This is a genomic window from Parapedobacter luteus (assembly GCF_900168055.1).
GTDB classification, from domain to species: Bacteria; Bacteroidota; Bacteroidia; order Sphingobacteriales; family Sphingobacteriaceae; genus Parapedobacter; species Parapedobacter luteus.
In genome coordinates, this window is sequence record NZ_FUYS01000002.1 from 389,583 (window position 1) to 403,639 (window position 14,057).

The following is a 14,057-nucleotide window of genomic DNA, read 5'->3' on the forward strand; positions in this document are numbered from 1 at the left end:
AATGTTTGATAACTTTACCCCACTATTGTTCATCGATTCATTGATTATCATGGGATATAAATTTGCAACAAAGGCCATTCACGCAGGGCAGCATGCTGATCCGACAACCGGTGCAGTAATGACACCCATCTATCAGACGTCGACGTATCGGCAGGCGGCGCCAGGCGACCATAAAGGTTATGAGTATTCAAGGGGCACTAACCCGACACGTAAGGCATTGGAAGACTGTCTTGCGGCATTGGAAAATGGACGTCATGGATTGGCATTTTCCAGTGGGATGGCAGCGACAGAGGCCGTACTGAAGCTGCTGGCGCCAGGGGATGAAGTGATTACGGGAGATGACCTTTATGGAGGCTCTTACCGGATGTTCACAAAAGTATATGAGCGTTATGGCGTCAAATTTCATTTCGTGGATACCTCCGATCCTTTACAAATCCAAGAGAAAATCACGGCTCAAACCCGTTTGATATGGATTGAAACACCGACCAACCCAACGTTGAAATTGGCGGATATCGCGGCCATAGGACAACTGGCAAAAGCAGCCGGCGTATTGTTCGCTGTCGATAATACCTTTGCCTCGCCATATCTGCAAAACCCGTTGGATCTGGGGGCAGATATTGTGATGCATTCCGTGACGAAGTACATCGGGGGGCACTCGGACGTAGTGATGGGTGCCTTGGTGGTGAATGATAAGGTGCTGTACGACAAGTTGTTCTTTTATTACAATGCCTGTGGCGGTACACCAGGCCCCCAGGACAGCTTCTTGGTACTGCGGGGGATTAAGACGCTGCACTTGCGCATGCAGTCACATTGCGAAAACGGTCGTCAGGTAGCCAAATACCTCCGTACACATCCCCGGATAGCGAAAATCTATTGGCCAGGGTTTGAAGACCATCCAGGCCATGCTGTTGCAAAGCGGCAAATGCGCGATTTCGGCGGCATGGTATCCATTGTGCTGAAAGATGCATCGCTTGCCGATACGTTTGCCGTAGCGTCATCCTTTAAAGTGTTTACCTTAGCCGAGTCGCTGGGCGGTGTGGAATCGCTCATCAACCATCCCGCGACAATGACACATGGCTCCATACCAAAGGAAGTCCGAGAGCGGGTGGGGGTAGTAGACAACCTGATCCGCATCAGTGTGGGAATTGAGGATATTGACGATTTGTTGGCCGATTTAGAAGGGGCACTTAAGTAATGGCGTTTGATGTTAAGGGCTTTCTTGACGGCAAGGTGGACGAATACAACCGGCCGGCATTTATTGCCGATGACCCGATATGTATTCCGCATCGGTTTACCCGGAAGCAGGATATCGAAATCATGGGGTTTTTCGCGGCGGTCCTGGCTTGGGGGCAGCGCAAGACCATTATCAATAAGTGTACGGAGCTGATTACCCGTATGGATGGCGTACCATTTGATTTCGTGCGGCTCCATCAAGAAAGCGATCTGAAGCAATTGGTCGGTTTTAAACACCGTACATTCAACGATACCGATTTGCTATATTTCATCAGCTTTTTTCGGGCGCACTATGCGATGCATGATTCATTGGAAAACGCATTTCTGCCTCCCAACGCGGCCGATACGGAATTTCGTGCCGAATACTTGGAACCTCAAACAGTGGCGCATGAAAGTCCGGCGCTTGCTTCATCCGTTTGCTATCTCGGCACGCTGCAAACCCATCATTTTGGAGTGGAGGAGGCTTTGAATCATTTTCGTGCCTATTTCTTCAGCTTGCCTGATTATCCGCTGCGCACGCGGAAACACGTCAGCTCGCCGTTGCAGCAATCCGCCTGTAAGCGGCTGAATATGTTTTTGCGCTGGATGGTGCGGCATGACGACCGAGGGGTAGATTTCGGCTTGTGGCGGCGGATCATGCCTTCCCAATTGATTTGTCCCTGTGATGTGCATGTCGAGCGGGTCGCGCGTAAACTAGGGCTTATCCAACGGCGCCAATCCGATTGGAAGACAGCGATGGAGCTGACCAACAACTTACGATTGCTGGACCCCGAAGACCCCGTAAAATATGACTTTGCCTTATTTGGCCTTGGGGTTGAAGGGGCGTTATAAGAAAAACGAATAACGAATTCAAATGAAAAAGATTAGCACATCCACCGTCATCACGCTTACGCTGTGTTTATTTATGGTTGTATTGTTGTTGAACCCAGATGCAAAGGCGTGGGTAAGTCGGGGCTTGATGGCAATCGGCTTATACAAGCCGGATTTGGCCAATAGTACGGACACGGTGGCACAGCCAACGCCGTCGACGGCAGCAGGGCGGCCACCGGTTTTTTTTAAGGATGGCGAAGGTACCCGCATCGACGTAGCCAACCAATCGGGTAAGGTGGTGTTCATTAATTTTTGGGCCACTTGGTGTCCCCCCTGTATCGCCGAGCTGCCATCTATTGACAAGCTTTACCAGCAATTTAAGGATCATGAGCATGTCGTCTTTGTCATGGTCGATGTGGATAATCAATACGAGCAATCCAAGCAATTCATGGTCGATAGAAAATTGAGCTTACCTGTGCACATTCCTTCGGGTAATATCCCGGCTGATTGGCTTGGCAATGCCATTCCAACCACCATTATCCTTGATAAGCAGGGGCAAGTCGCGGCGCGCCATGAAGGGATGGCTGATTACAGCCGCCCTGAGGTCGTCGAGTTCATCCAGAAACTGGCTGCCGAATAACCATGGGCCATGCCATGAAGCGTAGCTAGTGGTTATAGACCTCCGGATTGACACAGTAGGGGAGTTTGTCGCCGCGGAGACCTGCGAGTACATTTTCTACCGTAAGCTGCATCATTTTCATCCGGGTTTCAACGGTTGCCGAGCCTATATGCGGTAAAATGGCCACATTGGGCATATTCAGGAGTGGATTATCGGGTGCCATCGGCTCCGGGTTCGTGACATCGAGGCCCGCACCCCAAATCACTCCATTTTCCAGGGCGGTCCGGAGGTCTTCTTCATTATGCATGGAACCCCTCGCGGTATTAATAAAAATCGCTGATGCCTTCATTCTGGAAAACGCATCACGGTTGAAGATCCCTTGAGTCTGGTCACTGAGGTTGGCATGTACACTGAGGACATCACTTTGCTCGAGCAGTTCTTCAAATGATACCCTACGTGCATCCAAATCCTGCTCGGCCTCTTCATTATGCCCTCTGTTGTGGTAAATGACGGGCATATTGAAGGCATAGCGGCAGCTCTTAGCCATCTCGTAGCCGATGCGCCCCAGCCCGTATATTCCCAATGTTTTGCCTTGTAAATCAATGCCGAGGTCCACCATTGGATCAAAAAATTCCCAATTGCCACGCAGAATTTCCTTGTGTTTGTGAATCGCCTTGCGGGCGACATTTTGCATCAGTAAAAAGGCCGTGTCGGCCGTCGCTTTACTCAGCACGCCCGGTGTATTCCCGATTGGGATGCCCAAACGGGTGGCGGTGGCCACGTCTACATGGTCATAGCCTACGCTACACAGTGCAATGACGCGGAGGTGGTCGCACGCCGCCAATACATGGCTGTCGATGGCATGCCCGCCTACGCTAAATAAGGCATCGCTGTCTTTTGCATACTGGATGAGCTCATCGGGAGTCAGATCGCGCTTTTCCGTCCATTCAAAAAGCCTATGGCCCTGATCGGTCAATGATTGTTTGATGATTGCCGGGACTTCTCGGGTTATGAAGATGTTCATCATGAGATATCTGACGATAAATATAAGGTTTTTATTTTTTAGCAGCGATTTTTCTTTTAGGTTTGCGCAATTAAAAAAACCGTATAGCATGACCCGCCACGAACTTATCCGACAAATCAAGACTAAGCGATCCTTTCTTTGCATAGGCCTCGATACCGATATCGATTTGATTCCGCCGCACTTGCTGGACAGTGAAGATCCGGTTTTTGAATTCAATCGGCAGATCATTGCCGCGACGGCGGATTTATGCGTGGCATACAAGCCCAATATAGCGTTTTATGAGAGGAGGGGAGTAGCTGGCTGGAAAAGCCTGCAAAAAACGTGGGAAGCATTGCCTAAAGATTGCCTTCGCATCGCTGATGCTAAGCGTGGGGACATCGGCAATACGGCCAAGCGTTATGCGCAGGCATTTTTTGATCAGGGGACATCGGGGCTTGGCTTTGATGCCATTACCATTGCGCCGTATATGGGGCACGATTCGGTGCAGCCTTTTCTCGGGTTTGAAGGCAAATGGGGAATCGTTCTGGCGCTTACCTCCAATGCAGGGGGGCTGGATTTCCAAACGATTGCGGACGAGCAGGGGGTGCAGCTTTTCGAGCGGGTCATTCAAAAAACCAATACCTGGGGCGATACCGGCAACCTCATGTATGTTGTCGGGGCTACGCGAGGCGAAGCCTTTGCAACCATCCGCAAACATGCACCAGACCATTTCCTGCTGGTGCCCGGCGTGGGGGCGCAGGGCGGTAGCCTGCGCGATGTGTGCAAATATGGCATGAATGCCGACTGCGGGTTGCTGGTGAATGCCACACGTTCTATCATCTATGCGTCCAACGGCCTTGACTTTGCCGAGCAGGCAAGACGGGAGGCACTGGCCTTGCAGCAAGAAATGGAACGTGAGTTGCTGGCAAGCGGTGTGCTGTAACCATTTGCCGTAGCTCAACCCTTGATGGTAGCCACCCAATCGGCGAAAGCACGCATGAAGTCACGTAGAAACTCTATGGTAGCGGCGTTCGTAAGGCTTCCATCCTCGTCAAAAAGTTCGTTTGCATGGCCGACATACGCTTCGGGTTGCGCCATGGCAGGTACATTAAGGTACGCCAATGCCTGTCTCAGGTGATGATTTGCGCCGAAGGCACCGATAGCACTGGGGGAGACACTGACCACGGCGGCCGGTTTGCCATCCCAAGAGCTTTCGCCGTACGGACGAGAACCAACGTCTAGCGCATTTTTCAACACACCGGGTATCGTCCGATTATATTCAGGTGTAACAAACAGGATACCGTCGCAATCTTTGAGCTGCTTACGAAACAGGACCCATTCTTCCGGCGGTGATTCATCAAGATCTTCGTTATACATCGGCAACTTGCTGATGTCCATGATTTCCAATTGGAGTGACTCGGGGGCGAGCGCTATCAGCGCTTTCGCCATTTTCCGACTAAATGAAGCCTTTCTGAGGCTTCCTACATAAACTGCAATATTATAAGCCATCATAATAGCTATAAGCGTTTATGTGCCGAAAATGTTTGCGGTTTTCGTTATTTATAGCGAGGTTACCAATACTTTGTCAATGCGGTTGCCATCCATATCTATGACTTCAAACTCATAATTTTTCCACTGCATCCGTTCACCTGTGATAGGCATACGCCCAAGTTTAAGCAAGACGAGTCCGGCTATGGTATTGATATTGCCAAGCCCATTGTCTTCGTCATCTGTTGTAATGTTCAACAAGGTAAACAGGTTGTCCAGTTGGTACTGTCCATCAATAAGCATGCTACCGTCCTCACGTCTGACGATTTCGGGCCTTTCAGCGGTATCGCTGTTGGATATATCGCCGACCAGGCTGCTTAGGATATCATTAATGGTCACGATACCTTGCAGCGACCCATATTCATCAAGCACGACGGCTTGGTGGATCTTGGATGCTTTAAATTTATTGAGGATGCTATAAGCTGAACTGTTTTCGTGGACATAATTGACGGGTTGCGTCAGCTGCATGAGGTTAATGGGTTGATCAATAAGGTATTGTTTTAGCAAAAATTTGATGTGCACGACACCGATAATGTTGTCCAGGCTGTCTTTACATACCGGATAAACAGTATGGCCACTCTCCAGAATGGTTCGTTTATGTTCCTCGTATTCGTCGTCGATATCCAGCCACACAATATTGCTTCGGTGTGTCATCAAGTTGACGGCGCGCTTATCTCCCAGACTAAATACGCGGTCCACAATTTCGTGTTCAATGTGTTCAATGGCACCGATGTCGGCACCTTCATCCACCAGTGCTTTTATTTCTTCTTCCGTTACCGCATTTTGGGATGTCTTGATGTTGAGCAACTTGACAATCCCGTCGGTGGTTGCGCTAAGCAGCCACACAAACGGTGCTACCACCTTGCTGAGAATGTCCATGGGAAAGGCCATTATCATGGCATACTTTTCCGGGATGGCAAGACCAACGCGTTTGGGCACCAACTCACCAAGCACCAATGTGAGAAACGTGATGATGACGACTACTATCAACACGGATAGTTGAGCGCTGTATCCACTGAGCCAGGAAATTTCCGAAAGGTAAACGTCGAGACGCTGGGCTATGGTCGCTCCGCCGAAAATACCGGTGAGGATTCCAATGAGCGTGATGCCGATTTGCACGGTAGAAAGAAATCGGTTTGGCGAGTCCTTAAGCTTAAGCACTTGTTTAGCCGCCGCACTTTTTTTATCAGCCAGTACCTGTAAACGAGCCTTACGGCTTGATACAATAGCTATTTCGGAAGCCGAAAACACACCGTTTAATAGAATCAACGCCAAGATAATCAGCGACTCTGTAAGCATGAAGCTAAGATAACAATTAATTTACATAAACAAAAGTCAAGGAATACAGCGCTACGCTTCATCCAAGACCAGTTTCTTTGGTTTTTTTACTTGTTGCTTCAGCAGCGCCAGGTTAACCACTTCATGCATTTCGGTAACATAGTGAAACGTCAGATCCTTGATATAATCTTCCTTAATTTCAAGCACGTCCTTTTTATTGGCTTTCGAGAGTATCACCTCTTTGATATCGGCCCGTTTGGCAGCCAATATTTTTTCTTTTATGCCGCCTACCGGAAGCACTTTTCCACGAAGTGTGATTTCACCAGTCATGGCCAGCTTCTCTTTCACCTTGCGTTGCGTAAAGCTGGAGGCCAACGCTGTAAGCATCGTGATGCCGGCTGACGGTCCATCTTTCGGCGTGGCGCCGGCAGGTACGTGTATGTGTACATCCCACTTATCGAACACGCCATAGTCGATGCCAAATTCGTCGGCATTTGCACGAAGATAGGCCATGGCAATGCTGGCTGATTCCTTCATTACATCGCCCAGGTTGCCGGTCAAGGTCAATTTCCCTTTTCCAGGACTTAAGCTTGACTCGATGTACAGGATGTCACCCCCAACTTGGGTCCACGCGAGTCCGGTCACGACTCCAGCCACTTCATTACTTTCATAAAACTCCTTGTCGAATATGGGGGCGCCAAGGATCTGCTCTACGGTCGCGGCATCGATTTGCTTCGGTAGCGGGTCCTCCATCACCACGTGGGTAGCGATTCCACGTACGATCGATCCGATTTTCTTTTCCAATCCCCGCACACCAGACTCGCGGGTATACTCGTCGATGATTTTTTCGATGACCTTGGGTCGGATGGCCACATCCTTGGGTTGCAGCCCATGCAGTTCCCGTTGCTTCGGTATTAAGTGCTTTTTGGCGATTTCGATCTTTTCTTCAATCGTATAGCCATTGACCTCAATGATTTCCATCCGGTCAAGAAGTGCCGGTTGTATGTTGGTCAATGAGTTGGCCGTAGCGATAAACATCACGTTTGACAAATCATAGTCCAACTCCACATAATGGTCATAAAAAGCGTTGTTCTGCTCTGGATCGAGCACTTCCAGCAATGCAGAAGAAGGATCGCCGCGGAAGTCGCTGCCTACTTTGTCAATCTCGTCCAGTACAAATACGGGGTTGGAAGCCCCTGCCTTTTTGAGTGACTGGATGATCCTTCCCGGCATGGCACCGATATAGGTTTTTCGATGCCCCCTGATTTCGGCCTCATCACGGATGCCGCCGAGCGCCATACGGGTATATTTACGTCCCAATGCCTTAGCGATGGATTTGCCCAAGGATGTTTTTCCCACCCCCGGAGGGCCCACGAGGCAGAGGATTGGAGCCTTCATGTTTCGTTTGAGTTTCAGCACCGCCAAGTACTCGATAATCCGTTGTTTGACTTTATCTAAGCCGTAATGATCCCGGTCCAGAACGCGTCGGGCCCGGTGCAAGTCAAAATTATCTTTGGTGAAGTCATTCCACGGTAGCTCAAGGAGGAGTTCGAGGTAATTGACCTGTACGGAATAATCCGCGGCAGCCGGATTGATGCGGGCCAGTTTGTCCAGTTCCTTATTAAAGTGCTCATCGACTTCCTTAGACCACTTTTTCGACTTTGCGCGTTTCCGCAGGTCTTCCATCTCCAAATCAGGCGTGTTACCCCCTAATTCTTCCTGGATGGTCTTCAGCTGTTGATTGAGGAAATAATCGCGTTGCTGCTTATCTAAATCGCCTCTTACTTTGTTCTGTATCTGTGTTTTAAGTTCCAGTAATTGAAGCTCAACATTGAGCTGTTCCAGCACCTTTGAAGCACGCTTTTCCAAATCAGCCATTTCCAGCAATTGCTGTTTGAAAGACAGGTCTGCGTTGAGGTTGGAGGAAATAAAATTAATCAAGAACGCTGGGCTTTCAATGTTTTTTATAGCGATACCCGCCTCGCTGGGAATATGCGGCGACAGCTGGATAATTTGCAGCGCCATCTCCTTGATGGAAGAGAGCAGGGCATTGAACTCCCTGGTCGCTTTGTGTTTTTTTTCTTCAAAGCGTTCAATAAAGGCTTTGATATACGGATCGCTTTGAATCTGATCGCTTAGTCTGAAACGCTGCTTTCCCTGGATGATTACCGTTGTGTTGCCATCAGGCATCTGCAATATTTTGATGATCATGGCCACTGTGCCTACCTTGTTTAGCTGGTCAAACGTTGGGTCCTCGATCGCCATGTTTTGTTGCGACACAACGCCGATGATGCGATCGCCTTTATAAGCGTCCTTTACCAACTTTATGGACTTGTCCCTGCCCACTGTAATGGGAATAACCACACCGGGGAATAATACCGTATTGCGCAGAGGCAGGATTGAAAGCGATTCAGGAAGATCGGCGTTGCTCATCTCATCTTCATCTTGCTGGCTTAACAATGGGAAGAATTCGGTGTCTTCATTTATGATAGGTATTGCCTGATTAAAGTCAAATGGATCGAAATTACTCATGAATATTTTTTGTTCTTTTTATATAGGCGCCACATTGGCAGTCCCTATCTATTGTGCTTGTTTAATCTATCTTTATCTCGTGATGTATATGTATGTGCAATGGTTATGCCAATAGCAAACTTTTCTGATAATTCCATGTTAAGTTGTATCATCAAGACACGTTTACTGAAAAAAAGTCAGCTGTAGGAACAGGATAGCTTAGTTGTATGCTACGCACCACATTTGCTAATATATAAAAACTATTTTTGATAAATAATAAAATGGACCTTTTAGAGTTTTATGTTTTAAATTTCATTTGGGAAGTTGTGTGACGCAAATTGTATTTGAGTATAATAATAATTATGTTTGTAGCATGGAAATTGTACCATTAGATGGCGGAAAGCCGCTTTAGGAGGATATCGTAGAAAGGCAGAAAGGATTTTTGTAATTTAAATGTGATGAAAAGAAACAAATTAAACAATTTTTTTAGCGGGCTTAACCGTGTTGTTTCGGGTGCAGCATTATGTTTTGCAGTGCTGGTAGCGCAGGCTCAGACTACCGAAACGGCGCCCAGCAATCCTAATGTTCGTTTAGGACAGAAAGCCCTGATTGACGGGGATTTCAAAGCGGCTGCCAGCCATTTGCAAAAGGCAATGCCGGCCGAGTCGGGAGATCCGGATGTCATGTATATGTTGGGATATTCGCAGTACCAAATCGGAGACTATAGGAAGGCGTTGGAATCTTTTGGTAAAGTGGTGCAGTTGCGCCCCGATCACGAGTCGGCATACTATTATCGTGGTAAAGCTAACAACATTTTGGCTGTGCAGATCGACACAAAAATCAGCTCCAGCAATCGGGAAAAAATGTTGAACGCCGCTATCGCGGATTACACCAAAGCCATCGAATTGAATGCCGCTGATGCCAAGTATTACCAAAACAGGGGGATTGCTTATCGTGATTTGGGCATCCTGCGGGGTACCTCAGGCATGGCCAATTACGATAAGGACAAGGCGATTGACGCCTATGACAAGAGCATCGCTGATTTCGAACAGGTTTTGAGCATGACGCCGGGTAAGAAGGATATCCAAACGGAGATCAAGAAAGCAAAAGTTTACCGGGATAACCTGAAGTAAAAAGATTGGCTGTCGAAACAAAACGTAGAAAAGGCTTTGCGGTACCGCAAAGCCTTTTTAGTTGGAATCCTGTCCCTTTAGCGGATAAAGGCACTCACGGCGTAATTGCTTTCACCAATGATCTGTACCCGTTGTTTTCTGATGATTCGATATAGCGAATCAGGATAATAGTCAAGTTGCTCGCCAGTCTGGTAAAGCATATTTTGTACCTTATTGACAATCCGGATACGTTTGATGTGGCCATTCGTATCTTTTTCCACCGTAATCTGTTCAGTGCGCAAGTCCGGGTCGATGGCGGTATAAGTCAGCAAAGACGCTGTACTGTCCACTTGATAGCTATGCTGCCAAGCCGGCTTGTTGATGTCAGACTCGATAAACAATGCCAGTTCATTTTGCCAATTACCAATCCGGACATCATGAGTTTCTGTTTCGCCGTTTTTCGATACGGTTTTTGTAACCGTCGGTGCACGTTCCTGCAGCCGCGTTGCCTCGCTGTTGAAATACGCTTCCAGGCCGAAATAAGGGCTTGTTTGGCTGTCGGACTGGACGTCGGCAGACCCAGTACAGGATATTACCCACACCGAAAATGCGCAAAGGAGGCTTGCGCTGAATATCCGATTACGTTGAACCATGCGCCACTAAACCAATATCGTTCCCGTCATTTCCGCAGGAATAGGCAGCCCCATCATCGTTAGTATCGTAGGTGCGATATCGCCGAGCTTGCCGTCAGACACGGACTTGTAGTCGTTGTCAATCAATATACAGGGGACAAGGTTTGTCGTGTGCGCCGTATTGACCGAACCGTCATCGTTGATCATAAATTCAGCATTGCCATGGTCAGCAATGATAATGAATGAGTAACCAGCTTTAAGCCCGCATTCCACAACCTGCCTGGCGCAGCCATCCACGGTTTCCACCGCTTTGACTACCGCGTTGAATACGCCGGTGTGCCCCACCATATCGGGGTTGGCAAAGTTGAGGCAGATAAAATCCGGTTTGTGTGTGACGATATCATCACATATCGCATCGGCGACGCCTTGTGCGCTCATCTCGGGCTGCAGGTCATACGTCGCAACCTTGGGCGAAGGGATGAGTATGCGGTTTTCACCGTTGAACACCTGCTCGCGGCCACCGGAGAAAAAGAAAGTGACGTGCGGATATTTCTCGGTTTCGGCGATGCGCGTTTGAGTTTTATTGTTCGCTTCGAGCACTTCGCCCAGGGTATTGACGAGGTTATCTTTGAGAAAGAGCACCTGAACATTCTTAAATGTCTCGTCATAAGTAGTCATGGTGAGGTAGCGCAATTGAAGCGGATGCATACCCTGTTCCGGAAAGGCCCGTTGCGTAAGTGCCATCGTGATCTCACGCCCCCGGTCCGTACGGAAATTGAAACATACCACGATGTCGCCATTTTTGATCGTCGTAAGCGGAGTGCCATAGGCGTCGGTCTTGACGATTGGCTTAACGAATTCATCGGTGACACCCGCTTCATAGGATTGCTGTACGGCCTTCGCCAAGTCCTGCGTAGATGTCCCAATGCCATGCACCAACAAGTCATATGCCTGTTTTACACGTTCCCAGCGGTTGTCGCGGTCCATCGCATAGTATCGGCCAATCGCCGAAGCCAGCTGCCCTGTACTCGACGAAAGAAACTGTTCCATGTTAGTCAGGTAGCCAACACCGGAATGCGGGTCGGTATCCCGTCCATCCAAAAAGGCGTGGATAAATACCTGGTCATTGCCAAGTCCCGCATGTTTTGCAGCATCACACAAGCCTTTCAGGTGTAAGGTGTGCGCATGCACACCACCATCAGACAGTAAACCGATGAAGTGCACATGCTTGCCATTGTTTTTGGCGTATGCAAAAGCCTCCTGAAGGAGCTGGTTTCGTTCAAACTCCCCCTCTCTGACGGCCTTATGTATCCTTCCAAGCTCTTGGTAGACGATTCTTCCGGCCCCCAAATTCATGTGGCCAACTTCCGAATTTCCCATTTGGCCTTCAGGAAGGCCAACCGCTTCGCCGGAAGCCTCTAATTTAGCATGCGGATAGCGGGATAATAGTTCATCCAAAAAAGGTGTATTTGCCGCTAACACAGCATTTGACTGATCCTCTTTGCCATAACCTAAACCATCTAAGATTATGAGCGCTACTTTTTTATTCGTATTCACAGCAACAAACTTAGACAAAGTTGCTTTTATATGCAATTATAATCGCGTTCATAAAAGCAATATGACCGATAGCGCCCTGCCGCCGAGAAAACTTTTATCGGGAAAATATAATCCCATTGCTGTGAAAAAATGGGGCGAAAGCCGCGTAGCCGCAAATGACTTTCCGGAAAAAATGGCATGTTTTTGGCTAATGATACCCCAGAAAGAGCATTGGTGGTTTAAAATGCCTTTTGTAGAAAAAATGCTACACTTTCTTATACATTAAAGTTTTAATATTGCCAATTAGCAAACAACACGCTTGAATAAACAATTACGGTGGAAGTAAAGGGAAACAGATTAATAAGAAGGGCAACGATTACGGGGATAACGTGCTTATTTATGGTGTCGAGCCTCGCCCATGTCAGCGATGTAATCGATGATATTGCCTCATGTATCCGAAGCGCCAATACGAAGGAACTCTCCAAATATTTTTCTTCCACGGTAAGTATGACCCTGCTGAATGACGAGGGCATTTATTCGCGGGTTCAGGCCGAGATTATCCTGCGCGATTTTTTTGGCAGAAATACACCTACGGGGGTGAAAATGGCCCATAGGCTGGATTCCAACCCCAGCTTCAGGTATGTTGTGCTCAACCTGGAAACCTCCAAGGATACCTACCGGGTTTCGTATAAGTTGACAAACAATGAAAATACCTTTCAGGTAACGGAGTTCCGTGTTGAATCCGTTTACTAACCATTGCCTAATTTTACTTTTATTCGCATTATTTTATTTTTAATAGCCATCTTAGCAGCGTTTTTAACCAAATGCTTGAATGTTTGTATACCTGGATAGCCATCGCTTATGACAGGTATAAATGGTTTTGATGCTATATCGAATGACTCAAGAAGAAAAGGACAGGCTGCGCCGATTCATCGAGGCTGCACTTGCTGAAGATGTCGGGGAGGGCGACCATACAACGCTATCAATTATCCCCCCGGGGAAAATCGGAGAGGCGCAATTAATTATCAAGGAGCGGGGCGTGTTGGCGGGCGTAGAGGAAGCGCTTGCGGTGTTCGACCAAGTGGATCAGGGGTTGCACGTATCGGTCTTTCTTGAAGACGGGCACGAGGTGCAAGTCGGCGATGTTGTCTTGCAGGTACAGGGCAGCATTCACAGTATTCTGATGGCAGAAAGGCTGGTATTAAATATCATGCAGCGCATGAGTGGTATTGCTACGGCTACCCATCGGATTGCGGTGGCCCTGGCTGGCACGCCAACCAAGGTATTGGACACCCGCAAGACAACGCCCTTGATGCGATTTTTAGAGAAAAAGGCGGTATCCTTAGGCGGCGGGGTCAACCATCGATTCGGTCTCTATGATATGATTCTGATTAAAGACAACCATGTAGACTATGCAGGCGGCATCAAGCAAGCCATCGAGCATGCAAACCAATACCGGAAAACCCTGGACAAGCCCACTGCCATTGAAGTCGAAGTCCGGAATCTTGACGAAGTAGCCGAAGCGCTGAATGTCGGGGGTGTTGATCGGATTATGCTGGATAATTTCAGCCCCGACCAGGTACGGGAAGCGGTGACACGCATTGACGGCCGGTTTGTGACCGAGGCCTCGGGGGGTATTACAGAAGAAACGGTCCGTCAGTATGCAGATGCCGGTGTGGATTACATTTCCATAGGTGCACTTACCCATTCGGTCAAAAGCTTGGACATGAGTTTAAAAGCCAAACTTATCGAGTAATAGGTAGATGTTGTTTTTT

General features: G+C 48.3%; 14 protein-coding genes. 8 read left to right on the forward strand and 6 right to left on the reverse strand.

The window, feature by feature from the left end; all coding sequences use genetic code 11:
• Positions 1-49: 49 nt before the first annotated feature.
• From B5X72_RS04840 to B5X72_RS04850, 3 genes are read left to right on the forward strand one after another with little or no spacing between them, the layout of a single operon-like run.
• On the forward strand, positions 50-1,195 hold the full coding sequence (locus tag B5X72_RS04840; RefSeq protein ID WP_079716014.1) for a cystathionine gamma-synthase: 1,146 nt from the start codon (positions 50-52) through the stop codon (positions 1,193-1,195).
• Positions 1,195-2,064, forward strand: coding sequence for a TIGR02757 family protein (locus B5X72_RS04845; RefSeq protein WP_079715703.1), 870 nt, complete (start codon positions 1,195-1,197; stop codon positions 2,062-2,064). Before B5X72_RS04840 ends, B5X72_RS04845 begins: the two co-directional genes overlap by 1 nt.
• Before the next feature lie 22 nt (positions 2,065-2,086).
• Positions 2,087-2,683: a TlpA family protein disulfide reductase gene (locus B5X72_RS04850; protein WP_079715704.1), complete on the forward strand. Its 597-nt coding sequence runs from the start codon at positions 2,087-2,089 to the stop codon at positions 2,681-2,683.
• A 25-nt stretch (positions 2,684-2,708) separates the two neighbouring features.
• Here the strand turns inward: B5X72_RS04850 and B5X72_RS04855 are convergent, their stop codons facing one another.
• Positions 2,709-3,689, reverse strand: coding sequence for a 2-hydroxyacid dehydrogenase (locus tag B5X72_RS04855; RefSeq protein ID WP_245826831.1), 981 nt, complete (start codon positions 3,687-3,689; stop codon positions 2,709-2,711).
• An 85-nt stretch (positions 3,690-3,774) separates the two neighbouring features.
• Between B5X72_RS04855 and pyrF the strand changes: the two genes are divergently transcribed.
• Positions 3,775-4,608: an orotidine-5'-phosphate decarboxylase gene (gene pyrF, locus B5X72_RS04860; RefSeq protein ID WP_079715705.1), complete on the forward strand. Its 834-nt coding sequence runs from the start codon at positions 3,775-3,777 to the stop codon at positions 4,606-4,608.
• 14 nt (positions 4,609-4,622) lie between these two features.
• Here pyrF and B5X72_RS04865 read toward each other — a convergent pair whose 3' ends face one another.
• Genes B5X72_RS04865 through lon form a run of 3 tightly spaced genes read right to left on the reverse strand, consistent with a single transcriptional unit; the run spans position 4,623 to position 9,023 of the window.
• On the reverse strand, positions 4,623-5,177 hold the full coding sequence (locus B5X72_RS04865) for an NADPH-dependent FMN reductase (RefSeq protein ID WP_317043101.1): 555 nt from the start codon (positions 5,175-5,177) through the stop codon (positions 4,623-4,625).
• Between the two features lie 48 nt (positions 5,178-5,225).
• Positions 5,226-6,512 carry a hemolysin family protein gene (locus B5X72_RS04870; RefSeq protein ID WP_079715706.1) on the reverse strand — a complete coding sequence of 429 codons (1,287 nt, stop codon included), beginning with the start codon at positions 6,510-6,512 and terminating at the stop codon, positions 5,226-5,228.
• Between the two features lie 51 nt (positions 6,513-6,563).
• Complete coding sequence (lon, locus tag B5X72_RS04875) at positions 6,564-9,023, reverse strand: endopeptidase La (protein WP_079715707.1); 2,460 nt, start codon at positions 9,021-9,023, stop codon at positions 6,564-6,566.
• Positions 9,024-9,460: 437 nt separating this feature from the next.
• Here lon and B5X72_RS04880 point away from each other — a divergent pair, with 437 nt between their 5' ends.
• Positions 9,461-10,135 (forward strand): tetratricopeptide repeat protein, encoded by a 675-nt coding sequence (locus tag B5X72_RS04880; RefSeq protein WP_079715708.1) that lies wholly within the window; start codon positions 9,461-9,463, stop codon positions 10,133-10,135.
• 77 nt (positions 10,136-10,212) lie between these two features.
• Here B5X72_RS04880 and B5X72_RS04885 read toward each other — a convergent pair whose 3' ends face one another.
• Both B5X72_RS04885 and gpmI read right to left on the reverse strand, forming a co-directional pair.
• Positions 10,213-10,767 (reverse strand): hypothetical protein, encoded by a 555-nt coding sequence (locus B5X72_RS04885; RefSeq protein WP_079715709.1) that lies wholly within the window; start codon positions 10,765-10,767, stop codon positions 10,213-10,215.
• 6 nt (positions 10,768-10,773) lie between these two features.
• Complete coding sequence (gene gpmI / locus B5X72_RS04890) at positions 10,774-12,303, reverse strand: 2,3-bisphosphoglycerate-independent phosphoglycerate mutase (protein ID WP_139378536.1); 1,530 nt, start codon at positions 12,301-12,303, stop codon at positions 10,774-10,776.
• On the opposite strand from gpmI, the gene B5X72_RS04895 reads away from it, so the two are divergent.
• From B5X72_RS04895 to nadC, 3 genes are all read left to right on the forward strand, one after another.
• Positions 12,275-12,568: a hypothetical protein gene (locus tag B5X72_RS04895; RefSeq protein WP_139378537.1), complete on the forward strand. Its 294-nt coding sequence runs from the start codon at positions 12,275-12,277 to the stop codon at positions 12,566-12,568. The genes gpmI and B5X72_RS04895 overlap by 29 nt on opposite strands.
• Positions 12,569-12,681: 113 nt before the next feature.
• The gene (locus B5X72_RS04900) at positions 12,682-13,035 is read left to right on the forward strand and encodes a DUF4783 domain-containing protein (RefSeq protein WP_079715712.1); all 354 of its coding nucleotides are present in this window, start codon (positions 12,682-12,684) and stop codon (positions 13,033-13,035) included.
• 142 nt (positions 13,036-13,177) lie between these two features.
• Positions 13,178-14,038: a carboxylating nicotinate-nucleotide diphosphorylase gene (nadC, locus tag B5X72_RS04905; protein WP_079716017.1), complete on the forward strand. Its 861-nt coding sequence runs from the start codon at positions 13,178-13,180 to the stop codon at positions 14,036-14,038.
• Positions 14,039-14,057: the final 19 nt, after the last annotated feature.

Excerpts from the sequence above, each read along its gene's own strand:
- B5X72_RS04840 (WP_079716014.1), top strand. The coding sequence starts at position 50 with ATGGGATATAAATTTGCAACAAAGGCCATTCACGCAGGGCAGCATGCT.
- B5X72_RS04845 (WP_079715703.1), top strand. The coding sequence starts at position 1,195 with ATGGCGTTTGATGTTAAGGGCTTTCTTGACGGCAAGGTGGACGAATAC.
- B5X72_RS04850 (WP_079715704.1), top strand. The coding sequence starts at position 2,087 with ATGAAAAAGATTAGCACATCCACCGTCATCACGCTTACGCTGTGTTTA.
- B5X72_RS04855 (WP_245826831.1), bottom strand. The coding sequence starts at position 3,689 with ATGATGAACATCTTCATAACCCGAGAAGTCCCGGCAATCATCAAACAA.
- pyrF (WP_079715705.1), top strand. The coding sequence starts at position 3,775 with ATGACCCGCCACGAACTTATCCGACAAATCAAGACTAAGCGATCCTTT.
- B5X72_RS04865 (WP_317043101.1), bottom strand. The coding sequence starts at position 5,177 with ATGATGGCTTATAATATTGCAGTTTATGTAGGAAGCCTCAGAAAGGCT.
- B5X72_RS04870 (WP_079715706.1), bottom strand. The coding sequence starts at position 6,512 with ATGCTTACAGAGTCGCTGATTATCTTGGCGTTGATTCTATTAAACGGT.
- lon (WP_079715707.1), bottom strand. The coding sequence starts at position 9,023 with ATGAGTAATTTCGATCCATTTGACTTTAATCAGGCAATACCTATCATA.
- B5X72_RS04880 (WP_079715708.1), top strand. The coding sequence starts at position 9,461 with ATGAAAAGAAACAAATTAAACAATTTTTTTAGCGGGCTTAACCGTGTT.
- B5X72_RS04885 (WP_079715709.1), bottom strand. The coding sequence starts at position 10,767 with ATGGTTCAACGTAATCGGATATTCAGCGCAAGCCTCCTTTGCGCATTT.
- B5X72_RS04895 (WP_139378537.1), top strand. The coding sequence starts at position 12,275 with ATGAGCGCTACTTTTTTATTCGTATTCACAGCAACAAACTTAGACAAA.
- B5X72_RS04900 (WP_079715712.1), top strand. The coding sequence starts at position 12,682 with ATGGTGTCGAGCCTCGCCCATGTCAGCGATGTAATCGATGATATTGCC.
- nadC (WP_079716017.1), top strand. The coding sequence starts at position 13,178 with ATGACTCAAGAAGAAAAGGACAGGCTGCGCCGATTCATCGAGGCTGCA.